The 24,421-nt window shown below is 73.8% G+C and carries 21 protein-coding genes; 13 read left to right on the top strand and 8 right to left on the bottom strand.

Annotated elements, in window-relative coordinates; all coding sequences use genetic code 11:
- Nucleotides 1–197 precede the first annotated feature (197 nt).
- A complete protein-coding gene (locus OCU29_RS15505; RefSeq protein ID WP_261820625.1) occupies nt 198–1,736 on the bottom strand; it encodes a sulfatase in 1,539 nt (512 codons plus the stop codon).
- 12 nt (nt 1,737–1,748) lie between these two features.
- Nucleotides 1,749–3,317, bottom strand: coding sequence for a sulfatase (locus tag OCU29_RS15500; protein ID WP_261820624.1), 1,569 nt, complete (start codon nt 3,315–3,317; stop codon nt 1,749–1,751).
- 115 nt (nt 3,318–3,432) lie between these two features.
- Here OCU29_RS15500 and OCU29_RS15495 point away from each other — a divergent pair, with 115 nt between their 5' ends.
- From OCU29_RS15495 to zwf, 8 genes are all read left to right on the top strand, one after another.
- Complete coding sequence (locus OCU29_RS15495; protein WP_258017130.1) at nt 3,433–3,975, top strand: SigE family RNA polymerase sigma factor; 543 nt, start codon at nt 3,433–3,435, stop codon at nt 3,973–3,975.
- Nucleotides 3,972–5,297, top strand: a complete 1,326-nt coding sequence (locus OCU29_RS15490; protein ID WP_261820623.1) for a hypothetical protein — start codon at nt 3,972–3,974, stop codon at nt 5,295–5,297. Before OCU29_RS15495 ends, OCU29_RS15490 begins: the two co-directional genes overlap by 4 nt.
- A gap of 85 nt (nt 5,298–5,382) precedes the next feature.
- Nucleotides 5,383–7,602, top strand: a complete 2,220-nt coding sequence (locus OCU29_RS15485) for a UvrD-helicase domain-containing protein (RefSeq protein WP_179617229.1) — start codon at nt 5,383–5,385, stop codon at nt 7,600–7,602.
- Between the two features lie 74 nt (nt 7,603–7,676).
- Entirely contained in the window at nt 7,677–8,378 is a 702-nt protein-coding gene (locus tag OCU29_RS15480; protein WP_261820622.1) for an alpha/beta fold hydrolase, read from the top strand.
- A 10-nt stretch (nt 8,379–8,388) separates the two neighbouring features.
- Nucleotides 8,389–10,305 (top strand): anthranilate synthase family protein, encoded by a 1,917-nt coding sequence (locus OCU29_RS15475; RefSeq protein WP_261820621.1) that lies wholly within the window; start codon nt 8,389–8,391, stop codon nt 10,303–10,305.
- 130 nt (nt 10,306–10,435) lie between these two features.
- The gene (locus OCU29_RS15470) at nt 10,436–11,026 is read left to right on the top strand and encodes an aminodeoxychorismate/anthranilate synthase component II (RefSeq protein WP_261820620.1); all 591 of its coding nucleotides are present in this window, start codon (nt 10,436–10,438) and stop codon (nt 11,024–11,026) included.
- On the top strand, nt 11,023–12,279 hold the full coding sequence (locus tag OCU29_RS15465) for an anthranilate synthase component I family protein (RefSeq protein WP_261820619.1): 1,257 nt from the start codon (nt 11,023–11,025) through the stop codon (nt 12,277–12,279). Before OCU29_RS15470 ends, OCU29_RS15465 begins: the two co-directional genes overlap by 4 nt.
- 24 nt (nt 12,280–12,303) lie before the next feature.
- Complete coding sequence (gene zwf / locus OCU29_RS15460) at nt 12,304–13,749, top strand: glucose-6-phosphate dehydrogenase (RefSeq protein WP_179614689.1); 1,446 nt, start codon at nt 12,304–12,306, stop codon at nt 13,747–13,749.
- Nucleotides 13,750–13,782: 33 nt separating this feature from the next.
- Here the strand turns inward: zwf and OCU29_RS15455 are convergent, their stop codons facing one another.
- From OCU29_RS15455 to OCU29_RS15445, 3 genes are read right to left on the bottom strand one after another with little or no spacing between them, the layout of a single operon-like run.
- Nucleotides 13,783–14,631: a thioesterase family protein gene (locus OCU29_RS15455; protein WP_258017129.1), complete on the bottom strand. Its 849-nt coding sequence runs from the start codon at nt 14,629–14,631 to the stop codon at nt 13,783–13,785.
- A 9-nt stretch (nt 14,632–14,640) separates the two neighbouring features.
- Nucleotides 14,641–16,071, bottom strand: a complete 1,431-nt coding sequence (locus OCU29_RS15450) for a HAMP domain-containing sensor histidine kinase (protein ID WP_261820618.1) — start codon at nt 16,069–16,071, stop codon at nt 14,641–14,643.
- On the bottom strand, nt 16,068–16,781 hold the full coding sequence (locus OCU29_RS15445) for a response regulator transcription factor (protein WP_276529361.1): 714 nt from the start codon (nt 16,779–16,781) through the stop codon (nt 16,068–16,070). The genes OCU29_RS15450 and OCU29_RS15445 overlap by 4 nt, the downstream gene beginning before the upstream one ends.
- Before the next feature lie 127 nt (nt 16,782–16,908).
- On the opposite strand from OCU29_RS15445, the gene OCU29_RS15440 reads away from it, so the two are divergent.
- A complete protein-coding gene (locus OCU29_RS15440) occupies nt 16,909–19,266 on the top strand; it encodes a sorbosone dehydrogenase family protein (protein ID WP_261820617.1) in 2,358 nt (785 codons plus the stop codon).
- On the opposite strand, the gene OCU29_RS15435 is transcribed toward OCU29_RS15440, so the two are convergent.
- The 3 genes from OCU29_RS15435 to OCU29_RS15425 are packed head-to-tail and all read right to left on the bottom strand — an operon-like array spanning nt 19,257 to nt 21,066.
- Nucleotides 19,257–20,147, bottom strand: a complete 891-nt coding sequence (locus OCU29_RS15435; RefSeq protein WP_261820616.1) for a fructosamine kinase family protein — start codon at nt 20,145–20,147, stop codon at nt 19,257–19,259. The two genes, OCU29_RS15440 and OCU29_RS15435, sit on opposite strands and share 10 nt — an antisense overlap.
- Complete coding sequence (locus OCU29_RS15430; RefSeq protein WP_261820615.1) at nt 20,144–20,689, bottom strand: low molecular weight protein-tyrosine-phosphatase; 546 nt, start codon at nt 20,687–20,689, stop codon at nt 20,144–20,146. The genes OCU29_RS15435 and OCU29_RS15430 overlap by 4 nt, the downstream gene beginning before the upstream one ends.
- Nucleotides 20,686–21,066, bottom strand: coding sequence for a phage holin family protein (locus OCU29_RS15425; RefSeq protein WP_179614684.1), 381 nt, complete (start codon nt 21,064–21,066; stop codon nt 20,686–20,688). The genes OCU29_RS15430 and OCU29_RS15425 overlap by 4 nt, the downstream gene beginning before the upstream one ends.
- A gap of 68 nt (nt 21,067–21,134) precedes the next feature.
- Here OCU29_RS15425 and OCU29_RS15420 point away from each other — a divergent pair, with 68 nt between their 5' ends.
- From OCU29_RS15420 to OCU29_RS15405, 4 genes are all read left to right on the top strand, one after another.
- Complete coding sequence (locus OCU29_RS15420) at nt 21,135–21,701, top strand: VanZ family protein (protein WP_261820614.1); 567 nt, start codon at nt 21,135–21,137, stop codon at nt 21,699–21,701.
- Between the two features lie 14 nt (nt 21,702–21,715).
- A complete protein-coding gene (gene hisC, locus OCU29_RS15415) occupies nt 21,716–22,798 on the top strand; it encodes a histidinol-phosphate transaminase (RefSeq protein ID WP_261820613.1) in 1,083 nt (360 codons plus the stop codon).
- A gap of 34 nt (nt 22,799–22,832) precedes the next feature.
- Nucleotides 22,833–23,798, top strand: coding sequence for a glutathione S-transferase family protein (locus tag OCU29_RS15410; protein ID WP_261820612.1), 966 nt, complete (start codon nt 22,833–22,835; stop codon nt 23,796–23,798).
- A 151-nt stretch (nt 23,799–23,949) separates the two neighbouring features.
- A complete protein-coding gene (locus OCU29_RS15405; RefSeq protein ID WP_261820611.1) occupies nt 23,950–24,234 on the top strand; it encodes a TetR/AcrR family transcriptional regulator in 285 nt (94 codons plus the stop codon).
- Nucleotides 24,235–24,421: the final 187 nt, after the last annotated feature.

Raw genomic sequence — 24,421 nt, 5'->3', positions numbered from 1 at the left:
ACGCCATGGGGCTCCGGCCCTCGCTGCTCACCCGACAGCGCGCCGAGCCGGCTCGTTCGAACCGGCCGGCTCGCGGCGTGGCGTACGCCGCCGTGCCCGCCCCCGGTGGAGGGGCCGGGAGTGACCGGTCGAGGGTTCGAACCTGACTGGTCGATGGTTCGAAAGTGACCGCTCGGCCGGCTCAACCCACGGCCGGCTCAGCCCACGCCCGGCTCGGGGAGCGGGCCGAAGTCCTGGTTGCACTCCTCGGGGCCGGCGCAGTCGGAGAGGAGCTCGGCGCGGCGCTCGAGCTCGGTCTCGACGGCGGCGTAGCGGGGGCGGCCGCTGACCGAGGTGAGCTGCTCGGGGTCGCGCTGGCGGTCGTACATCTCGACGAAGCCGTCGTGGTAGCGCACCCAGGTGTAGCGATCGGTGCGCACGCCCCGGTAGAGCCAGCCCGTCTCGCCGGTCTCGGGCTTGTAGGGACCGCCCTGCAGCAGGACGCCGCCGGGGTGCAGGTCGTCGTCCTCCTCGCCGCGCCACAGGTCGAGCATCGAGCGGCCGTCCTGCTCGAGGGTCGGCGTGGCGTCGGCGATGTCGAGGAAGGTGGGCACCAGGTCGACGATCGTGGCCGTCGCGTCGGTGGTGGTGCCGGCCTCGATGCCCGGGCCGCGCACCAGCATCGGGGTCCGGACGTTCTCCTCGTAGGGCAGGATCTTGCCGAACCAGCGGTGCTCGCCCAGCTGGAAGCCGTTGTCGGTCACCAGCACGATGTAGGTGTTGTCGAGCTCGCCCGACTCGCGCAGCTGGTCGATGAGGGGCGCGATGGTCTGGTCGAGCGCGTCGAGGGCCGCGGCGCGGCCGCGGGCGCTGCGCACCACCTTGCCCTCGGCCAGCCGGTCCTGGCGACGCACCAGGCGCTGCTTGTCGGAGACGTCGGCCTCGTTGAAGGCGGGCGACTCGATGATCGAGCGGGCCAGCGCGTCGGCGCGGTCCTGGTGCGGCAGCTTGCCGGTGCGCTCCTGCTGCTTGCGCTGCTGCGGCGAGGGCAGCGGCGGCTCGGTGCCGCAGGTCTCGGACTTGCAGGTCGAGCGCTGGCGTGCGGGGTGCGGGGCGAAGTGGCTGACCCACATGAAGAACGGGTCGTCACCGTCGGCGAGGTCGGCGGCGTACTCGACGGCCTTCTCTCCGATGTAGTCGGTGTAGTAGCCGTCGACCTGCACCGCCTCGTCCTCGTCGTACTGCACGAAGTCGTAGTAGTCGGCGAAGCCGTGGCTGGTGGCGTTGAAGATCGACCAGCCGGGCAGGCGCCCGTCGTTCTTGCCGTAGCCGTTGAGCATCTTGCCGACGAACGCCGTGCGGTAGCCGGCGTCGCTGAGCCAGGTGCCGACGTGCTGGCTGGAGTCGAAGGCCGCGAAGCCGCCCTGGGGCGGGAAGTTGCCGCGCACCCCGTTGTTCTGCGCCAGCTGGCCGGTCATCAGCTCCGCACGTGCCGGGCAGCACAGCGGGTGCGGGGTCAACGCGTTGTCGAAGGTCAGCCCGGCCCCGCCGAGCAGCCGCTGGGTCTCGGGCAGGAACTGCATCTCGTCGAGGCGCTGGTCGTCGGTGGTGATCAGCACGATGTTGGGCCGCTCGGCGCGCTGCTGGGAGCGCAGCTCGACGACGGCGGCGAGGCCGATCAGCACCACCAGGGCGACGAGGGCCGCCACCAGCGGCCGTGGGAGCCGCGGCGCGGAGAGGGTGGGCGTGCGGTTCATCGGGACCTCGGCTCAGCTCGGCTGCGGCAGCGGTCCGAAGTCACGGTTGCACGAGCGCGGCCCCGAGCAGCGGCCCAGCACGGCCGTGCGGCGGGCCAGCTCGCGCTCCACGGCGGCGTACGACGCCCGCCCGGCCACCGAGGCGACCTCGTGCGGGTCGCGCTCGCGGTCGTAGAGCTCGACGGTCCCGTCGACGTGGCGGGCGTAGGTGTAGCGCTCGGTGCGCACGCCCCGGTAGAGCCAGCCCCGGGGGCCGGTCTCGGGCTTGAACGGACCGCCCTGGATGAGCATCCCGCCCGGGTGCAGCGCCCGGGTGGAGCGCCCGGTCCAGGTCGGCAGCAGCGAGACCCCGTCGAGGCGGCGGTCGCTGTCGGCGCCGGCGATGTCGAGGAAGGTCGCGGCCAGGTCGACGATGCTGACGGCCACGTCGCTGGTGGCGCCGGCCTCGACGTCCGGGCCGGCGACCAGCATCGGCATCCGCAGGTTCTGCTCGTAGGGCAGGGTCTTGCCGAACCAGCCGTGCTCACCGAGCGTGTAGCCGTTGTCGGTGACGAAGACGACGTAGGTGTTGTCGAGCTCGCCGTCGGCGCGCAGCTGGGCGGCCAGCCGGGCGAAGGCGTCGTCGAGCGAGGCCAGCGCCCCGGCGCGGGCCCGCACGAGGCGGCGCACCTTGGCGTCGGAGGTGCCCGCCTGGCGGCGCACCAGGTGCGGCTTGTCGGAGCGGTCGCGCTCGCGGTAGGCGGGGGAGTCGAGGATCGTGTCGGCGAGCCGGTCGGCCTCCTCCTGCATGGGAGTCCGGCCCAGCAGCCGCGAGCTGGCCTCGTACGACGGCGACAGCGCCGGCGGGGCGTTCTTGCAGCTGGCGTCGTGGCAGCCCGAGCGGCCCTTGCTGGGGTGCGGGGCGAAGTGGCTGACCCACAGGAAGAAGGGGTCGTCCATGTCGCTGAGCTCGCCGGCGTACTCGACGGCCTTCTCGGCGAGGTAGTCGGTGTAGTAGCCCTCGACCTTGACCTTGCGGTCCCCGTCGAACTGGGTGAAGTCGTAGTAGTCGGAGTAGCCGTGGCTGGTGGCGTTGAAGATCGTCCAGCCCGGGTCGCGCCCGTCGCCCTCGTCGTAGCCGTTGAGGGGCTTGCCCAGGAAGGCGGTGTTGTAGCCGGCCCGGGTCAGGTCGGTGCCGATCGTCGACGACGGGTCGAAGGCCGCGTAGCCGCCCTGGGGCGGGAAGTTGGTGCGCACGCCGTTGTTCTGGGCCATCTGGCCGGTGAGGATCTCGGCCCGGGCCGGGCAGCACAGCGGGTGCGGGGTGATCGCCTCGCTCATCGTCAGCCCGTGCTCGCCGAGGAGCGCGCGGACCTGCGGCAGGAAGACCATCTCGTCGAGGCGCTGGTCGTCGCTGGAGAACAGCACGATGTTGGGCCGGTCGTCGGTGGACGAGGAGACCGGGGTGAGCGCCTCCGGCGGCCCCGAGCGGTCCCCGCCGGTCGCGGCGCTGACCATGCCGACCAGCAGCAGCGCCAGCACCACCGCGGGCCAGGGGCTGCGGCGGCGGGTCGCAGCGCTCGGCACGAGAGGATCGGTCACGGCGCGAGACTGTAGCCGCCGGGAGGCAACCTTCCATGATCCTCGGGTGGTCCTCCCGGACATGACCACCACCCCCACCGGGACGCGCTCGGGCCCGTCCCGACCAGGAGGAGCCGTGCCGCACTCCCCGGCGAGCAGCCGGAGCGTCGCCTTCGACGACTTCGTGCTCGCGCGCTCCGCCGGCCTGCTGCGCACGGCGTACCTGCTGACCCACGACCACGCGCTGGCCGAGGACCTCCTGCAGACCGCGCTGGCCAAGGCGTGGTTCGCGTGGGAGCGCATCGACCAGCACGAGGCCTACGTGCGCCGGATCCTGGTCACCACGTACGCCACCTGGTGGCGGCGGCGCTGGAACGGCGAGCACGCCACCGACGAGCTGCCCGAGCAGGGCGGCACCCCCGACCAGGCCGAGGCGGTGGGGCAGCGCCACGACCTGTGGACGGCGATGGAGCGGCTGCCGCGCCGGCAGCGGGCCGTCGTGGTGCTGCGCTACTTCGAGGACCTCACCGAGGCCCAGACCGCCCAGGTGCTCGGCTGCTCGGTCGGCACCGTCAAGAGCCAGACCTCCAAGGCGTTCGCCAAGCTGCGGATCGACCCGTCCCTGGCCCCCTCGCCCCGCACCAGCCTTCCCGAGACCGAGACCGAGGACCGCTCATGAGCTCCGTCGACGACCTGCGCAGCACCCTCGAGGCCCACGCCCACAGGGTCGACGACCCGGGCGCCTCGCCGCGGGTGGTGGCGGTGCACGAGCGGGTGCGCGGCCTGCGCCGCCGGCGGCGTACGGCGGCCGGGGCGCTGGCCGCGGTGGTGCTCGCCGCCGGTGTCGGCCTGGCCGCCCTCGGCCCGGTCGGTGGTGGGGACGGCCCCGAGCCCGCCGGGGGGCCGCGCACCGTCGGTGGGCAGGAGGTGCCCGGCGCCGTGATGGTCCTGGGGCGCGAGTACGAGCTCGCCGAGACGGTCGCGGTGTCCTCCGCCGACGGGCGGGTCCGGGTGCCGCTGCCGCCGAGCGAGGGGTGGCGGGTGGTGTCGCTGGCCGCCTCCGACCTCGACGGCGGGGTGGCGACGCTCGTCTACCCTCAGGACGGGGTGGCGAGGGTCCTGGGCGACGGGTCGGTGCAGCCCCCGACGCCGCTGGGCCCGGTGACGACCGAGCTGACCGTGAGGCTCGAGGACCTGGGCCCTGAGGCGCAGGTCGGGCTGGCGATCTACGAGCCGACCGGCACCGTGCCCGGTGGTGTCGTGGGCCCGGACATGATGACGGCGTTCCGCGGGGAGGTGGCCGGGGAGGACCTCCTCGGCGCCGCCTTCAGCCGCGACGGGGCCGCTGAGGTGTCGCTGCCCCTGGACCTGCCACGGCGCCAGGTCGTGCGGATCTCCACGTACTGCACCTCGTCGGTCTCGGGCGGGTGGGTCAACGTCGACCTCGACGGCAGGTCTGCCTTCCTGCGGGGCCCCTGTGACGACGACGGGGTGCTCGACCTGCCGAGCGGATGGGTGTCGATGAGCGACGGCATCGCCCGGGGTGAGCACACCCTGCGCGTCTACCTGACCCGCGGCTCGGACGGCCCCGAGGTCGACGACCCCCTGGCCGTGCTGGGCGTCGGGGCCTACCCCGAACCGGCGACCACCACCGTGGACGGCGCCTCGGTCGACGAGGTCGTGGAGCACGACGGCCGCCGGTGGCGGCTCGAGAGCGCGATGACGGCCACCGAGGACGGCGAGCCGGTCGCCCGTCGTGTCGAGACCGACGAGGGGCCCGTGCTGGTCGGCTACACCTGGGACGGCGGCACCGTCGGCCTCGAGGCGCAGTCGGGGAGGCGGCGCAGCGACGACGTCGCCTCGAGCCTGAGCTCCTCGGCGCGCGGCGGCAGCAGCATCGCCGGTCAGCTGCTGGCAGGCGACACCTACGACGTGCGCCTCTACGAGGACCGGGGGCGCCCCTTCGAGGGGTCGATCCTGCTCTACCGCCCGGTGGCCTGAGCCCGTCAGGGGGCGTCGGCGTGCCGTCGTCCGACAGGGACCGGTAAAGTCCTCTCCTTGCACGAGGAGCAGCACGGTGAAGGGGATGCGGGCGTTGACCGAGGATCTCGCAGCGCAGGAGACCGCGCGCGAACAGGCGTACGTCGACAAGGTCTACGCGCAGCTCGCGCTGTCGTCGGCCGCGGCCCAGGCGCTGGCCAAGGAGGGCCACGACCGGGGCCGGCTGGGCCACGAGGGCGGGCTGGTCGAGCGCGACGCGATGGTCTACCAGGCCGCGCGGCGCATCGCCCAGCTCGACGCCGCCCACGAGGGGCTGGTCTTCGGGCGCCTCGACCTGCACCCCGGGCTCGACCCCGAGCCGCGCTACATCGGGCGCATCGGGCTGCGTGACGCCGAGCGCGACTCGCTGCTCATCGACTGGCGCGCCCCGGCCGCCGCGGTCTTCTACCAGGCCACCGCGGCCACGCCCCAGCAGGTGATCCGCCGCCGGGTGCTGCGCTCGGAGGGGCCGAAGGTGGTCGGCGTCGAGGACGAGCTGCTCGACGCCGAGGCGCTCGAGGAGACCGGCGCCGACCTGCCGATCGTGGGCGAGGGCGCGCTGATGGCGCAGCTCTCGCGGGCCCGCGACCGCACCATGCACTCGATCGTGGCCACCATCCAGGCCGAGCAGGACCAGGCGATCCGCGCGCCCGGCAAGGGCGTCGTCGCGATCTCCGGCGGCCCGGGCGTCGGCAAGACCGTCGTCGCGCTGCACCGCGCGGCGTACCTGCTCTACACCGACCGGCGCCGCTACGAGACCGGCGGCGTGCTCATCGTCGGGCCCAGCGGCGTCTTCATGCGCTACATCGAGCGGGTGCTGCCCAGCCTCGGCGAGACCGCGGTCGCGCTGCGCTCGCTCGGCGAGGTCGTCGACGGCGTGCGCGCGACCCGCCACGACGACCCGTCGGTGGCCGACGTCAAGGGCGCGGCCCGGATGGCCGAGGTCGTGCGCCGCGTCGCGCGCCAGCAGGCGCCCGGCAGCCCCACGGAGTTCCGCACCTTCTACCGCGACGACGTGCTGGTGCTCGACCGCGGCCTGCTCGGCCGCATCCGGCGCCAGCTGATGTCGCAGGGGCGCCGCAACCGCCAGCTGCCCCGGGTGCCCGGCGCGCTGCTCGACGCGCTGTGGCGCCAGGTGCGCGGCGAGCGCGGGCGCGAGCGCGGCCGCGACTCCTTCAACGAGGACCTGCTGGGCGACCAGCGGTTCCTCGACTTCGTCACCGCCTGGTGGCCGCCGCTCGACGCGCCCACGGTGCTGGCCTGGCTGCGCGAGCCCGAGGTGCTGGCCCGGGTCGCCGAGGGCGTCCTCTCGGCCGAGGAGCAGCGGGTGCTCACCAAGTCGTGGGCCGACCTGCCCGACCACCCGGTCGGCAAGGACCTCACGGTCCAGGACGTGCCGCTGCTCGACGAGCTGCGCTACGCGCTCGGCGACGTGCCCGAGCGCACCGACGACGAGGCGTCGCTCTCCGACACCGCGCTGCTCGACGGCGGGCACGACATGGCCGAGCTGATGACCGCCGCGGACCGCGAGTACGCGCCCTCCGGCCGGGCCTGGGCCCCGCCGACCCACAAGATCGACGACGACCCCTTCGCCCACGTGCTCGTCGACGAGGCCCAGGACCTCACCCCGATGCAGTGGCGGATGGTCGGGCGCCGCGGGCGCACCGCGTCGTGGACCATCGTCGGCGACCCCGCCCAGTCGTCCTGGCCGGTGCCCGAGGAGTCGGCCGCGGCCCGCGCCGAGGCGATCGAGGGCAAGGCGCTGCACGAGTTCCACCTCTCGACCAACTACCGCAACTCCTCCGAGATCTACGCCCACGCGGCGGCGTACGCCGAGCGGGTCGGCCTCGACGCCGACCTGCCCACCGCGGTGCGCTCGACCGGCGTCGAGCCGCGGGTCGTCGAGGACGCCCCCGACCTCGAGGCCGCCGTCCGCGAGGCCGTCGTCGACCTCGCCGGCCGCGTGGCCGGCACCGTCGGCGTCGTGGTCGCGGCCGCGCGCCGCTCGCAGGTCAACGGGTGGCTGGCCTCGTGGCCCGAGCTCGCCGACGACGCGAAGGGTGCCCGCGCCGCGGTCGACTCCTCGGTCACGCCGTCGGGGGAGGACCGGGTCGTGGTGCTCACCGGTCTCGACACCAAGGGCCTGGAGTTCGACGGGATCGTGGTCGTGCGCCCCCAGGAGATCGAGGACGAGTCGCAGACCGGTCGGGCGACGCTCTACGTGGTGCTGACCCGCGCCACGCAGCTGCTCACGACGGTGTCCTGAGCGCGACGTCGGCGCTCTGCTTTACCTTGGGTGAGGAGGCCTCACGGCCTTCCTGACCCGGGACGAGGACTGACATGGACATCCTGCTCATCGCCGGCATGTGGCTCGACGCGACGGCCTGGCGCGAGGTCGTGCCCGAGCTGGAGCGGCTCGGGCACCGCCCGGTCGCCCTGACCCTGCCCGGCCAGGGCGACGGCGACGCCGGCGCGACGTACGACGACCAGGTGGCGGCCGTCGTCGCGGCCGTGGACGCCGCCGACGGGCCGGTGCTGGTGGTCGGCCACTCCGCGGCCTGCGCCCTGGCCTGGGTCGCGGCCGACGCCCGCCCGGGGGCGGTGGCGCGGGTGGTGCTGGTCGGGGGCATGCCCTCCGAGGACGGCGAGACCTACTTCGGGTTCTTCGAGCCCGTCGACGGCGTGGTGGCGTTCCCCGGCTGGGAGCCCTTCGAGGGTCCCGACTCCGACGACATGTCGGCGGAGCTCAAGGCGGAGGTGGCGGCCGGGGCCCTCGCGGTGCCGGCCGCGGTCACCCAGGGGGTCGTGCGGCTGCGCGACGAACGCCGCTACGACGTGCCGGTGACCATGGTGTGCCCCGAGTACACGCCCGAGCAGGCCAGGGAGTGGGTCGAGGCCGGCGACGTGCCCGAGCTGGCCAGGGCGCGGCAGGTCGACTACGTCGACATCGACGCGGGTCACTGGCCGATGTACACCCGCCCCGACGAGCTCGCCCGTCTGCTGGCTGACTGCGCTGCCGACCGGGGCGAGCCGCGCAACTAGGCTGCGGGGCATGACTGAGCCCACCACCCGGGATGCCCGCGCCGCGATCGAGGCGATCCAGGGGCACGAGGCGTGGGCCATCATCCGGCGCTCCACGCGGATCGGCGACAAGGACACCGTCGGGCTCGTCGGGGGCCGGCGCAGCGTCGTCGAGTCGCTGCTCGACGTCCCGCTCGAGGAGGGCGCCCCGGCCGACGGCCACATCGCCGACCGACTGCTGGCCATCCCGTTCCGCCAGGTCGCCGAGCGCGGCTTCGAGGCCCACGACGACGGCACCCCGCTGGTGGTCGTCGACGTCGAGACCGAGCTGGAGTTCTCCGTCGCCGAGGTGGTCGAGGCGATCGACGACACCGGGGTCGAGTTCACCGACCGCGGCGGCTTCGAGACCGACGACGCGGCGTACGCGAAGGTCGTCGACACGATCATCCGCGACGAGATCGGCCAGGGCGAGGGCGCCAACCTCGTCGTCGGTCGCCACTACCGCGCGAAGGTCGCCGACTGGGGCGTGGCGACGGCGCTGACCGTCTTCAAGCGCCTGCTCGAGCGCGAGCGCGGCGCCTACTGGACCTACGTCTTCTTCACCGGCGACCGGTTCCTCATCGGCGCCAGCCCCGAGCGGCACGTCTCGATCCACGACGGCGACGTGCGGATGAACCCGATCTCGGGCACCTTCCGCATCCCTCGCGAGGGCGACGTCAAGGGCCCGCTGATGGACTTCCTGCGCGACGAGAAGGAGATCTACGAGCTCTTCATGGTCGTCGACGAGGAGCTGAAGATGATGTGCGACATCTGCCACGAGGGCGGCCAGGTGCTCGGGCCGTTCCTCAAGCCGATGACCCACCTCGTGCACACCGAGTACCTGCTGGCCGGGCGCACCGACCGCGACCCGCGCGAGGTGCTGCGCGACACGATGTACGCCGCCACCGTCACCGGCAGCCCCGTCGAGAACGCCTGCCGGCTGATCAAGGCCTACGAGTCGGAGGGGCGCGGATACTACGGCGCGGCCCTGGCGATCCTGGGCCGCGACGAGCGCGGCGGGCCGGTCGTCGACAGCCCGATCGTGATCCGCAGCGCCGACGTCGACCTCGAGGGCAACCTCAAGGTGACCGCCGGGGCCACCCTGGTGCGCGACTCCGACGCGGCGTACGAGGTCGCCGAGACGCACGCCAAGGCCGGCGGCATCCTCAGTGCCTTCGGGCTGGTGCCCGCGGCGCCGGCGCCCGACGTGCCGGTGGCCGAGCTGGCCGCCGACGAGGACGTGCTGATCGCCCTCAACGCCCGCAACCGCCGGCTCTCGTCGTTCTGGCTGACCGACCAGGCCGACGAGGACCCCGACCCCCGCCTGGCCGGGCGCAGCGTGGTCATCCTCGACGGCGAGGACGACTTCGTGAACATGCTGCGCCACGTGATGGGCGTGATCGGCCTGAGCAGCACCGTGGTGCGCCACGAGGACTACGAGCCGGGCTGCCTCGACGGGCACGACCTGGTCGTCGTGGGCCCCGGGCCCGGCGACCCCCGCGACGACACCGACCCCAAGATGCAGAACCTGCGCGCGGCGGTCGCCTCGCTGCTGGCCGCCGAGCAGCCGTTCCTCGCGGTCTGCCTGGGCCACCAGGCACTGTGCCACCAGCTCGGGCTGCCGCTGGCCTACAAGGACATCGTCTTCCAGGGCACCCAGTCGCCGGTGCGGCTGGCCGGTCGCACCGAGCGGGTCGGCTTCTACAACACCTTCGTCGGCCGGGTCGGCGAGGACACGGTGCTGCCCGAGGGCGTCGAGGTCGACACCGACCCCGCGACCGGCGACGTGCACGCGTTGCGCGGGCCGCACTACCGCGGCATCCAGTTCCACGCCGAGTCGATCCTGACCCAGAACGGCTTCGACCTGCTCCACACGCTCGTGCGTGACCTGCTCGTCGGTCAAGAATGACCGATCGGAGGATGCTTCCCGGTCTGGCCCGGGTAGTGTTTCGCCTCGACACGCGACGCGGGTCGGAGCCCGGTGGAGACTGCCCCCCAGATCCACCGGGCTTGTCGCATTTCCCGGTCGGTGCGGGCTGGTGAGCGCCCCCGACGTGGTCGTGGTCGACCACCACGACTCCTACACCCAGAACCTGGTGCACCTGGTCGCCGAGGTCACCGGCCGGCTGCCGCGGGTGGTCCAGCACGACGAGAGCGACCCCGACGACGTGCTGCGCCACAGCCACGTCGTCCTCTCGCCGGGTCCCGGGCGCCCCGACGACCCGCGCGACTTCGCCGTCGGCGTCGAGGTGCTGCGCCGCGCCACCCGGCCGGTGCTCGGCGTGTGCCTGGGGATGCAGGGGCTGGTCACGACGTACGGCGGCCGCGTGGGCCGGGTGCCCCCCGCCCACGGCACCGTCTCGGCGCTGACCCACGACGGGCGCGGCGTCCTGACCGGCCTGCCCCAGGGCTTCGAGGTGGTGCGCTACCACTCCCTGGCCGCGCTCGAGGTGCCCGCGTGCCTCGAGGTGAGCGCCACCTGCGCCGGCGCCACCCCCGAGGACCCGCCGGTGGTGATGGGGGTGCGCCACCGCGACCTGCCGCTCGAGGGCGTGCAGTTCCACCCCGAGTCGGTCCTGTCGCGCCACGGCGCCGCCCTGGTCGCCTCCTTCCTGCGGGGCACCCGGTGAGCGGCCCCCCGAGCGACCCGGTGGCGGTCTTCGAGCAGGTGGCGGCGACCCACGAGCGCTGCTTCTGGCTCGACGGCGGCGGGGCGCGGGAGTGGTCGGGGCGCCGCTCGATCCTGGGCTGGTGCGAGCCCGACGACGTGTCGCTGACCTACGACGCCGGGCGCCGCGAGGTGACCCGCCACAGCGGCGGGCGCGCCGAGGTGGTCGGTGACGACGTCTTCGCGGTGCTCGAGGCCGAGCTGGCCGCCGGCGGCCCGGCCGACCAGTGGTTCGGCCACCTGGGCTACGCCTGCCGCCCCGACCTGCCGGCCCGCCCGTCGCTCGACGTGCCCGACGCGGTGTGGATGCGACCGAGCCACGTGCGGTTCTTCGAGCACCCGGACGTGGCGGCGGGCCTGGGGGGTCTCGAGACGGTGGCTGGGCCACCTCCTCGACCTGCGTCCGCGGCCTACCGGGCGGCGTTCGCGGAGGTCCAGGAGCGGTTGCACGCCGGCGACACCTACGAGGTCAACCTGACGCTGCGCGAGGAGGTCGTCTCGGGCCTCGACCCGGTCGCGGCCTACCTGCGGCTGCGGGCGCTGAACCCGGCGCCGTACGCCGGCTTCCTGCAGCACGACGTGGCGGGCGCGCGCGGGTGGCTGCTGAGCAGCAGCCCCGAGCGCTACGCGCTGGTGGGGGCCGACCGGGTGCTGGAGACCAAGCCGATTAAGGGCACCGCCCCGCGCGGGGCCGACGCCGCGAGCGACACCGCGCTGCGCGAGCGGCTGGCCGGCGACCCCAAGCAGCGCGCCGAGAACCTGATGGTCGTCGACCTGCTGCGCAACGACGTGGCGGGGGTCTGCGAGCCCGGCTCGGTGCAGGTGCCGACGCTGATGGAGGTCGAGACCTACGCCAGCCTCCACCAGCTCGTCAGCGTGGTGCGCGGGCGGCTGCGCGAGGAGGTGACCACGGTCGGGGCGCTGCGCGCCCTCTTCCCGGCGGGGTCGATGACCGGGGCGCCCAAGCTGCGCACGATGGAGGTCATCGACGCGGTCGAGGAGAGCCCCCGCGGCGCGTACGCCGGCGCCTTCGGGTGGCTCAGCGCCGACGGGCGCGCCGACCTCGGGGTGGTCATCCGGGCGCTGAGCACCCGCGGCGACGGCACCTGGCGCCTCGGCACCGGCGGGGGCGTCACGGTGCTCTCCGAGGTCGAGGACGAGTGGGCCGAGGCCCGGTTGAAGGCCGACCGGCTGCTGGCCGTCTTCGACGCGTAACAAGGGACCGTTAGCCTCGGGGCCATGGAGAAGCCGCACGTCGTCGTCCTGTTCGGCGCCACCGGGGACCTGGCCAGGCGCAAGCTCCTGCCGGGGCTGCTGCACCTCTTCCAGGCCGACCTGCTCAGGGACGCCAAGATCGTGGGCACCTCGCTGGAGGACATGACCGACGACGACTTCGTCGACCTGGCGCGCAAGGCCTGCCAGGAGTTCGCCAAGGACGACTTCGACGCCGACACCTGGCACGACTTCGCGGCGATGCTGAGCTACGTCTCGCAGGGCGCCGGCACGGAGGCGCTGCGCGACGAGGTCTACCGGGCCGAGACGCTGCTGCCGGGCGACATCCACGACAAGCGCCGCCTGCACTACCTCTCGGTGCCGCCGAGCGCCGCCCTCGACGTGCTCAAGCAGCTCGACGAGTGCGGCCTGGTCGAGCGCTCGCGGGTGGTGATGGAGAAGCCCTTCGGCACCGACCTGGAGTCGGCCAAGGCGCTCAACGCCCGCGTGCACGAGGTCTTCGACGAGTCGCAGGTCTTCCGCATCGACCACTTCCTGGGCAAGGAGGCCGCCCAGAACATCCTGGCCTTCCGCTTCGCCAACGGCCTCTTCGAGCCGATCTGGAACCGCAACTTCATCGACCACGTGCAGATCGACGTGCCCGAGACGCTGGGCCTCGAGGGCCGTACGTCGTTCTACGAGGCCACGGGCGCCTACCGCGACATGGTCGTCACCCACCTGATGCAGGTGCTGACGTTCATGGCGATGGAGCCGCCGACGTCGCTGACCCAGGACCCGATCGGCGACGAGAAGCTCAAGGTCTTCCGCTCGATGAAGCCGATCGAGCCGCACCACGTGGTGCGCGGGCAGTACGCCGGCTACCGCGGCAAGGACGAGGTGGCCGATGACTCCGACACCGAGACCTTCACGGCGCTGCGCGTCGAGATCGACAACTGGCGCTGGGCCGGCGTCCCGTTCTACCTGCGCACCGGCAAGAAGCTCGCTGAGAGCGCGCGGATCATCTCCATCGCCTTCAAGGAGCCGCCGCTGACGATGTTCCCGGCCGGCTCGGGCGTGGGCAGGCACGGACCCGACCACCTGACCTTCGACCTGGCCGACCAGTCGCGGATGTCGCTGTCGTTCTACGGCAAGCGCCCGGGCCCGGGCATGAAGCTCGACAAGCTCTCGATGCAGTTCGCCACCCACGACACCCCGTCCTCGGGCCTGGTGCTCGAGGCCTACGAGCGGCTGATCCACGACGCGATGCGCGGCGACCACACGCTCTTCACCACCGCCGACGGCATCGAGGAGCTGTGGGCCAAGTCGGCGCCGCTGCTCGAGGACCCGCCGCCGGTGCGCAGCTACCCGCCCGGCTCGTGGGGCCCCAACGCCATCCACCAGCTCATCGCCCCGCGGGCCTGGCGCCTGCCCTTCGAGCGGGAGTGGCGCGACCCGAACACCAACGAGGCCTGAGCGGGCCCCCTCGGACCCACCTCAGGCACCGCCTCAGACGTCGTCGCCGCGGGCCCGGTCGTCGGAGCCGAGGTCGACCGAGCGCTTGGTGTTGCTCATCGCGGTGACCACGGTCGTGCCCAGGCGGCCCTCGCGGTCGAAGAGGGTCGCGGTGCCCACCGCGATGCCGTCGTGCTCGACGCGGTCGGTGGCGTGCAGGCCCACGGTGACCCCGACCGGCCGCCGGGCCAGGGTCAGGGTGATGTCGGCGTTGATGTGCTCGACGCCCCGGCTGCCCCAGTTGCTGGTCAGGCTGGTGCCGTCGGCCATCGCCGCGGCGGCCTGGAAGCCGGTCAGCGGCTCGCCCGAGACGATCGCGGGCGGGGTGTTCCAGGTCGTCTTGCGGCCGGCGTTCTGGTGCTCGCGGAAGTTCTGCGACCAGTCGGCGTCGCTGCGCAGGTAGGGCACGTGCGGCTGGTCGGAGACCGGGGCCACCTCGACCGGGGGCGGCTGCGGCGCGTCCTGCGGCATCCACACCTCGCCGGTCGGCGCCTCGCCGGTGCGCAGGAACAGCACCGAGGCGCGCGCGGTCGCGACCGGCCCGTCCTCTGTGTCGTCGCCGTCCTGGAGCAGGTGCACGTCGACGAGGCACAGCCGCGGTCCCTCGCGCACGACGGTGGTCTCGAGGCGGCAGGGCCGCATCCGGGTGGCGCGGAACAGGTCGACGGTCAGCCGCACCGGCACCAGCTCGGCGCGCCCGATGGCCTCGACGGCCTGCTCGGCGGCCCGGCCCAGCGCGCCGCTGACGGCCACCCCGTGCAGCTGGTCGCCCGACCAGCTGCTCAGCGCCATCTCGGTCGGCACGAGCACGTCGCCGTCGCGGGTGAAGAAGGAGAGGTCCACGCGCCGACCCTAGAGGTCGCGCGGTGCCGGCGGCCGTCCGGGCAGCCGCAGCACCAGCCGCGCCCCGCCGTGCGCCGACGCCTCGGCGCGCACCGAGCCCGAGTGCCGCTCGGCGGCCTGGGCCACGATCGCGAGGCCGAGCCCGGAGCCGGGCATGGAGCGGGACTCCTCGGCGCGGTAGAACCGCTCGAAGACGTGGGGCCGGTCGTGCTCGGCGATGCCGGGGCCCTCGTCGTCGACGCTGAGCTCGCCGTCGGCCAGGTGCACCCGCACCGTGCCGCCGGCGGGGCTCCACTTGGCGGCGTTGTCGAGCAGGTTGGTGACCGCGCGCTCGAGGGTGCCGGACTCGCCGACGACCTCCCAGGAAGCGGTGTGCACCTCGAAGCGCACCCCCGGGGCGCGGCGGCGCACCCGCGCGACCGCGTGCTCGACCAGCTCGGCGAGGTCGATGGTCTCCACGACGTGGGCGAGCGGCTCGTCGCGGGCCAGCTCGACGAGGTCGCCGATGAGGGTGGTCAGCTCCTCGGTCTGCGCGCGCACGTCGTCCATCAGCTCCTGGCGGGCCTCGGGCGGCAGGTGCAGCGCGTGCGGGTCGTCGTCGGCGGCGGTGGCCTGGCTGAGCAGGTCGATGTTGGTGCGCAGGGAGGTGAGGGGGGTGCGCAGCTCGTGGCCGGCGTCGGCGACCAGCCGGCGCTGGCGGTCGCGGGAGGCCTCGAGCGCGGCGAGCATCTGGTTGAAGGAGGTCGAGAGCCGGGCGATCTCGTCGTCGCCCTCGACCGGGATCGGGGTGAGCTGCTCGGTGCGCGCGATGGTCTCGACGGCGCCGGTCAGGCGGCGCACGGGCTTGAGCCCGTTGCGCGCCACGCCCCACCCGGCGAACCCCGCGAGCACCACCCCGGCGAGGCCGAGCAGGAGCGTCACGACGCCCACCTTGGCCAGCACCTTCTCCTGCGCCTCGAGCGACTGGGCGATCACCAGCGCCTGGCCGGTGCTCTGCGCCGGCACCGCCACGACCCGGAACCGCTCGCCGCCCGCCTCGACGGTGCGCAGGCTCGAGCCGCGCCCCCGCAGCGCCACCAGCGTCTCGGGGTCGCCGAGCGCGATCCGCGCGGCGTCGGGGCTGCGGTCGGCCGAGACGACCTCGGGCTCCGGCTCCGCGGTCAGGAAGGCGATGCGGATGTCGCCGGCTCCCAGCGCCCACGACGGGATGTCGTTGGCGACCGTCAGCTGCTGCAGTGCGTCGGCGCTGGCGGCGGCGCGGGCCCGGTCGAGCAGCGACTCGTCGAGGCTGTCCTGCAGCTGCATCCGCATGGTCAGGTAGGTGCCGGCGGCCACCAGGGCGACGGTCAGCCCCACGGCCATGGTGGTCAGCAGGGTGACCCGGCCGGCCAGCGAGCGCCGGAAGCCGAGGCGCCGGGACCGCCCGGGCGCCGGCGTCATGACTCCTTCAGCACGTAGCCCACGCCGCGCACGGTGTGCAGCAGCCGGCTCTCGCCCGCCGCCTCGGTCTTGCGGCGCAGGTAGCCGACGTAGACCTCGAGGGAGTTGGCGGTGGTGGGGAAGTCGTAGCCCCACACCTCCTCGAGGATGAACGAGCGCTCCAGCACCCGGCGCGGGCGCCGCAGGAACATCTCGAGCAGCGCGAACTCGGTGCGGGTCAGCTCCATCTGCCGGTCGCCGCGGCGCACCTCGCGGGTCGCGGTGTTCATGCTGAGGTCGGCGAAGACGAGCGTCTCCTCGGCCTCCGCCGAGACCGGCACGGTGCGGCGCAGCAGGGCGCGCAGCCGCGCGAGCAGCTCCTGCAGCGCGAAGGGCTTGGTCAGGTAGTCGTCGGCGCCGGCGTCGAGCCCGTCGACGCGGTCGCCGACGGCGTCGCGGGCGGTGAGCACCAGGATCGGCACGTCGTTGCCGGCCGCCCGCAGCGCGCGCGTGGTCTCGAGCCCGTCGAGGCGCGGCATCATCACGTCCATCACCACGACGTCGGGGCGCGCCGCGGCGATCCCCGCCAACGCCTCCGCGCCGTCGGTGGCCAGCGCGACGGCGTACCCGTTGAACTCCAGCGAACGGCGCAGCGACTCGCGCACCGCCTTGTCGTCGTCGACGACGAGCACCGTGGAGCGGCTGGTCGAGGAGGCGTCGGGGGCGGTCACGGCCCCAACTCTGCCAGGAACCCCTGAAGGCGTCCTGAGAGTCGGGCCCTGGGAGTCGCGAGCGTGAACAGCGGACAACGGGGCCCGTGGGGACCTACCGTGGCCGGGACGACCATGGGGGGTTGGCATGAGGCTGCAGGGACTCGCGGCGGGTGCACTGGTGCTGCCGCTGCTGCTGGGCACCGGACCGAACGACCAGACGACCCCGGTGACGACCCCGGTGGCGGTGGCCGGCCAGGAGCGGGCGCAGCCCACCACCGGTGCGCCCCGGATGCCGGGACGTTTCGAGGAGCGCGTCGTCGTCGACGACCTCTACATCCCCACGGGCGCCGCGTTCGCGCCCGACGGCGAGATCTTCGTGGCCGAGAAGAGCGGGGTGGTCAAGGTCGTGGCCGGTCCCGGCGAGGCGCCGCAGCTCTTCGCCGACCTCAACGCCGAGGTCCACAACCTCTTCGACCGCGGCATGCTCGGCATCGCCGTCGACCCCGGCTTCCCGCGCCGGCCCTACGTCTACGTGCTCTACGCCTACGACCACGTGCTCGGCGACCCCGAGCCGGCGCCGCGCTGGGGGACGCCGGGCTCCTACTACGACGAGTGCCCCGACCCCGCCGACGGCGGACCGGGCGCGGAGCAGAGCGGCTGCGTGGCCAGCGGGCGGCTGAGCCGGCTCACCGCGCAGGACGTCGGCGGCTCCTGGCGGATGAGCGGCGAGGAGGAGGTGCTGGTCGAGGACTGGTGCATGCAGTACCCCAGCCACGCGACCGGGTCGCTGCGCTTCGGACCCGACGGCTACCTCTACGCCAGCGCCGGCGAGGGCGCGCACTACTCGCAGGTCGACCACGGCCAGGTCGAGGCGCCCTTCTGGGGCGAGGAGGGCAACCCGTGCGGCGACCCCGACCGCGAGGGCGGCTCGCTGCGCTCGCAGGACATCCGCACCCGCGGGGACGCGGTCGGGCTGTCGGGCAGCGTGATCCGGATCGATCCCGACACCGGCCTGGGCGCCCCGGGCAACCCGTTCGCCGGGGACGGCGACGCCAACGCGGAGCGGATCGTGGCATACGGGATGCGCAACCCCTTCCGCTTCGGCTTCCGTCCCGCTGCGGGCGCCGGGGAGCCCGAGGTCTGGGTCGGCGACGTCGGGCAGGGCGGCTTCGAGGAGATCGACCGGTTCCGCACCGGCGGGCGGGCCGAGAACTTCGGCTGGCCCTGCTACGAGGGCCCCGGGCGCAACCCCGGCTTCGACTCCGTCGACCTGCCGCTGTGCGAGTCGCTCTACCAGGAGCGCTCGGCCGACACCCCCTACTTCGCCTACCCGCGCACCGAGACCGTCGCCGGGGAGAGCTGCCCGACCGGCTCCTCGTCGATCTCGGGGGTCCAGATCCCCACCGGCGAGGGCTACCCCGACCGCTACGACGGCGCCCTGTTCTTCTCCGACTTCTCCCGCCAGTGCATCTGGGTGATGAAGGCCGGCGCGGACGGCCTGCCCGACCCCGGTCGGGTGCAGCCGTTCCTCGAGGGCGCCGCGAGCCCGGTCGACCTGCTCACCGGCCCCGAGGGCGACCTCTACTACCTCAGCCTCGGCGTCGACGAGGTCGGCAACTTCGAGGAGCGCGGCGGCTCGCTGCGCCGCCTCCACTTCGCCCGCGGCAACCGGATGCCGCGGGCCGAGGTCGAGGCCGACCGCACCTGGGGCGCCCTGCCGCTCACGGTCGCCCTCGACGCCCGCGGCTCGAGCGACCCCGACGGCGACGAGCTCACCTTCGCCTGGGACCTCGACGACGACGGGCAGTTCGACGACGCCGACGGCCCGCGCGCCGAGGCGGTCTTCGAGGAGGACCGCGACGCGCTGGTGCACGTGCGGGTCAGCGACGCGGCGACGTCCGACGTGGCCACGCTGCGGCTGCACCCCGGCGACCTGGGGCCGCCCGAGATCCAGGTCGACGACCCCGGCGCCGGCCGGGGCTGGGCGGTCGGCGACACCATCGCGCTCGGCGCCACCGCGACCGACCCGGACGGCTCCGAGGTCGACGTCTCCTGGTCGGTGGTCGTGCGGCACTGCCCCCACGACGTCTGCCACTCCCACGAGGTCGTGGGCTCCGGCACCGACCCCGACCTCGTCGCCTCCGACCACGAGCACCCCTCGCACCTGCTGGTGCAGTACCGCGCCACCGACGCGCGGGGGCTGACCAGCACGGAGTCGGTGCGCCTGGACCCGAGCACCGCCCGGCTGCGGGTGCGCAGCCGCCCGCGCGGGCTGCGGGTGACGGTGGCCGGCGAGACGCACCGCACGCGCGGCGCGGGGTGGACCGGCACCTTCATCGAGGGTTCCCGGGTCAGCGTGAGCGCGCCGCGCAAGCAGCGCCACCGGGGCCGGGTGTGGCGCTTCCAGCGCTGGTCCGACGGCGTCGAGCGCAGCCACGTGGTCGTCGCGGACGCGGGCACGACCACGGCGCGGGCGGTCTACCGCCGCCGGGCTCAGAGGTAGCGCGAGGCCACGTGGGCGGCGCGGGCGCCGTACCCGCCACCCATCAGGCAGGCGTGCACCAGCAGCGGGAAGACCTGGTGCAGCGCGACCCGGTCCTCCCAGCCCTCGGCGAGCGGGTGGGTCTCCTGGTAGGCCGCGAGCACCACCGGCAGGTGCGGGAGCCCGAAGAGCGCCAGCATCGCCAGGTCGACCTCGCGGTGCCCGCCGTACGCCGCCGGGTCGACGACCCAGGGCGAGGCGGGGGCCCCGGGCGCGGCGCCGCTGGTGGTGTCGGTGCCCCAGAGCACGTTGCCGTTCCACAGGTCGCCGTGCAGCCGGGCGGGCGGCTCCTCGGGCAGCAGCGCGGTCAGGCGGCCCACGAGGCGCTCGACGGTGGCGACGTGGCTGTCGGTGACGGCGCCCCGGTCGCGGGCCAGCTTGAGGTAGGGCAGGACCCGCCGCACCGCGTAGAACTCCGCCCACGTGTCGGTGGGGCGCTGGGGCAGCGGCAGGCGGGCGATGAAGCCGTCGCGCTGCGCGCCGTACGACGGTGCGCCGGCCGCGTGGGTGTGGGCCAGGGCGCGCCCGAGGTCGGCGGCGGCGTCGGCGGTGACCCGGCCGGGCTCGATCCAGCGCAGGATCACGCAGTCCGGTGCGCTGGCCAGCAGCGCCGGCACCTGCACGCCGCCCTCGGCCTCGGCCAGCCACCCCAGCCCGCGGGCCTCCGCCTCGAAGAAGCCGTCCGGCGCCTGCGACAGCGTCTTCATCAGCGCCGTGGTGCCGTCGGAGAGCCGCAGCTTGGTCGCGCGGGCCACGTCGCCTCCGGCGACCGGGGCGGTGGCCACCACCGCGGAGCCGAGCAGCTCCTCGGCGCGACGGGCGAGCGCGGGCTGGCGGGTCACGGCCGCCCCGTCGGCCGCTGCGTGTCCGGGTGGTGCTGCAGGGCCGGCTCCTGCTGCAGCGCGGAGACGATCGCGGCGCTCGTGCGCTCGACCATCGCCAGCACCTCCTCGAATCCCTGGTCCCCACCGTAGTAGGGGTCAGGCACCTCGCCACCGGTGCCGACGGGGTCGAGGTCGCGGTAGAGTCGACGGCGCTCGGCGGGACCACCGAGGTCGGCGAGGTTCTGCTCGTCCATCGCCAGCACCAGGTCGTGCTGCTCCAGCCAGCCCGGGTCGACCTGGCGCGCCCGGTGGGCGCTGGGGTCGTGGCCGGCGGCCAGCAGCGTGGCGGCGGCCCTGCTGTCCATCGGCTTGCCGGTGTGCCACCCGGCGGTGCCGGCGCTGGCGACCGAGACCACCGGGGTGAGCCCGGCCTCGTCGACGCGGCGGGTCAGCACCACGTCGGCCATCGGCGAGCGGCAGATGTTGCCCAGGCAGACCAGGGCGACGGCGTAGCGCCCGGGCTGGCGCGGCGGGGGCAGCGCGGCCGGCGCGGGGCTCACCGCTCGGAGCCGATCACGTTGTCGACGGCCCAGGTCACGACGGTGATCACGATCGCCCCGCCCACGGCGGGCCAGAAGCCGGTGACCTTGAAGCCGATGTCGAGCAGCGCGGCGATCTCGTCGGTGAGCAGCAGCATCGCGGCATTGATGACCAGCAGGAACAGCCCCAGGGTGAGGATGATCAGCGGCAGCGCGAGCAGCTTGAGGACCGGCTTGAGCACCGCGGTGACGGTGCCGAGGATCGCCGCGACCACCAGCAGCGCCAGGGCCTTGTCGGCCAGCTCGGCGTCGCGGGGGGTGAAGCGGATGCCGTCGAGCAGCCAGGCGGCCGCCGCGAGGGCGATGGCGTTGGTCAGGAGCCAGGTCACGAAGCGCACGTGTCCGAGTGTGTCAGGAACCCGGGTGCCGGGTCGGGCGGGAGCGGCCGTTTCCGTAGGCTTCGGGCGTGGTGCCGGTCGGTGGGGTGGAGGTCATGCTGGCGGGTACCGCTGCCTCGGGCCTGCTGCTCGCCGGCCTCGCGCTCCTGCTGCAGCGGCGCACCGGTGTCGTGTGGGCCTGGGCCTTCGCCGGTCTGCTCTGGTCGCTGGTGGTGATCGGGCTGCTCACGCTGCTCCCCGCCCAGGCCGATCCCGGTGTCGTGTACGCCGACGAGCGGCTCGGGGTGTGCTCCTTCGACCTCGGTGGTCCCGCCCCCGACGGGTTCTGGATCCTCTCCGGGGGCCAGCGGCTGCTCAACGTGCTCGTCTTCGTGCCGTCGGGCGCCCTGCTGGTCGTGGTGGCTGCGCGCTGGCGCTCGGGGTGGGTCACGGTGCCGTTGGGGCTGACCGCGCTCGCGGCGTACTCGGTGGGCATCGAGTGGACCCAGCTCGAGCTGGCCCGCATCGACCGGGCCTGCGACGTCACCGACGTCGTCGACAACGTGACCGGGGCGGCGCTGGGGGTGGCCGTCGGGCTGGTGCTGGTGGTCGTGCTGCGCCCGTGGCGGGCCCGCCACCCGCGGGGTGGGCGCTGACTAGGGTGGCGCCCATGAGCACCCCCTCGACGCCCCGGCCGCGCTCGCACATCGGCGACATCCCGGCCTACGTCCCCGGCAAGCCGCCCACCCCGCGGCCCGGCCTGACGACGTACAAGCTCTCCAGCAACGAGAACCCCTACCCGCCGCTGCCCGGCGTGGTGGAGGCCGCCACCCGGGCCGTCGAGTCGATGAACCGCTACCCCGACATGGGCAGCCGGGCGCTCTACGAGGCCCTGGCGCAGCGGCTCGGGGTGCCCGTCGAGGACCTGGCGGCGGCGACCGGCTCGGTCGCGCTGATCTACCAGCTGCTGCAGGCCTTCTGCGAGCCGGGCGACGAGGTCGTCTACGCCTGGCGCTCCTTCGAGGCCTACCCGATCGCGGTCACGGCCGCGGGCGCCCGGTCGGTGCAGGTGCCGCTGCGCGCCGACGGCCACCACGACCTCGACGCGATGGCCGAGTCGATCACCGAGCGCACCCGTGTGGTGATGGTCTGCACCCCCAACAACCCCACCGGGCCGGCGGTCACCCAGGCTGAGCTCGACGCGTTCCTGGCCCGGGTGCCCGCGCACGTGGTGGCCGTCGTCGACGAGGCCTACCTGGAGTTCGTGCGGATGGACGACGCCGTCGACGGCCTCGCCACCTACCGCGCGCACCCCAACGTGGTGCTCTTCCGCACCTTCTCCAAGGCCTACGGGCTCGCCGGCTTCCGCGTCGGGTACGCCGTCGCGCACGCCGAGGTCGCCGGCGCGCTGCGCGCGGTCTCGCTGCCCTTCGGCGTCTCCTCGGTCGCCCAGGCCGCCGCGCTGGCCTCGCTGGAGGCGAGCGAGGCGCTGATGGAGCGGGTGGACGCGCTGGTCACGGAGCGCGACCGGGTCGAGTCGGGCCTGCGGGCCGCGGGGTGGGACGTGCCCGACGCGCAGGGCAACTTCGTCTGGTTCGCCCTCGGGAAGCGCACCGCCGCGTTCGCGGCCGCCTGCGACGAGGCCGGCATCGTGGTGCGGCCCTTCGCCGGCGAGGGCTGCCGGGTCTCCGTCGGTGAGGTCGAGGCCAACGACCGCCTCCTCGAGGTCGCGCGGGCGTTCGACCGCGGGTGAGCCCGATGGTTGATCCTTCACCTAACCTGGTGGGATGACTGAGGACCTGAAGCCGACGTACGTCGAGGCCGGCGGCTTCGACCGGGACATGAACTACGTGCCCGACCGGATCACCCGAGGCGCCCGGCGTCCCGAGCACGGTCCCGTCGAGGGCGAGCTGTGGCCGGTCGAACCGGGGCGCTACCGCCTGGTGGCGGCGAAGGCGTGCCCGTGGGCCAACCGCTCGATCATCGTGCGGGGTCTCCTCGGGCTCGAGGACGTGATCTCGCTGGGCACGCCCGGCCCGACCCACGACAAGCGGTCGTGGACCTTCGACCTCGACCCCGGGGGCAAGGACCCGGTGCTGGGCATCGAGCGGCTCCAGGAGGCGTACTTCGCGCGCTTCCCCGACTACCCGCGCGGGATCACGGTCCCGGCGATGGTCGAGGTCGAGTCCGGCAAGCTGGTCACCAACGACTTCCCGTGGATCACCCACGACCTGTTCTTCGAGTGGCGCGAGCACCACCGCCCCGACGCCCCCGACCTCTGGCCGGCCGATCGCCGCGAGGAGATGGAGGAGGTCATGCAGCGGGTCTTCACCGAGGTCAACAACGGCGTCTACCGCTGCGGCTTCGCCGGTGACCAGGAGTCCTACGAGGCGGCCTACGACCGGCTGTTCGAGGCTCTCGACTGGCTCGAGGAGCGGCTCGCGACCCGCCGCTACCTGATGGGGGAGACGGTCACCGAGGCCGACGTGCGGCTCTTCACCACCCTGGTGCGCTTCGACGCGGTCTACCACGGGCACTTCAAGTGCAACCGCAACAAGCTGACCGAGATGCCGAACCTGTGGGGCTACGCCCGCGACCTCTACTCGATCCCGGAGTTCGGCGACACGATCGACTTCGACCAGATCAAGGCGCACTACTACGTCGTGCACACCGACATCAACCCCACCGGCGTGGTGCCCAAGGGCCCCGACGAGTCGCTCTGGGACACCCCGCACGACCGCGACCGCCTCTGACGACGGCGGCCCTCACCACCCCCACCTTCTCGATTCGTCGATCGGTTGAACAACGCGGCGCGACGTTGGTCGACCGATCGACGAACGGGGAGGGTGGGGTGCCTGTGGAGGAGCGGTCGCGGTCCGGCGGCCGGGGTGGTCGACTCCAGCGATGCGACCACTCAACGAGTTCAGCCGTACCTCCGACATCGTCGACGCGATCAACGCGCTCGTGGTCGAGGAGGGCCTGCGTGGCCCGAGCCAGCGTCGGATCGCAGCGGTGGTGCGGATCAGCCCCGGCACCTTCATGCACGAGTACGGCAACCGGGCCGAGATGCTGCGCCGGGCGTGCGTCCAGGCCGGTCGCGACCACGCCCGGGCCTGGCGCGAGCGCGTGGAGGCCCGCTGGTCGCCGTACGCGCCGGGCTCGACGACTCGCTGGCCAACGACGACCTGACTGACGCGGCGCTCGCGCTCGTGACCGGCGTGATCACCCGGATGATCGACACCCAGGACCCGTGGCCGCTCGAGCACGCCGCACGCGTGCTGGAGAGGGGGTGGCCTAGTTGTGATGACCAGGCACGTTGGTCGAGATCGTGTGACGACACGATCTGATGTGTAGATGGGTGAAGACCTCCCGGTGT

Origin of the sequence: Nocardioides sp. OK12 (assembly GCF_024341885.1) — a bacterium.
Lineage (GTDB): Bacteria > Actinomycetota > Actinomycetes > Propionibacteriales > Nocardioidaceae > Nocardioides > Nocardioides marinisabuli.
The sequence above is the reverse complement of the archived record's forward strand: the minus strand, read 5'-3'. Positions and strand labels throughout refer to the sequence as shown.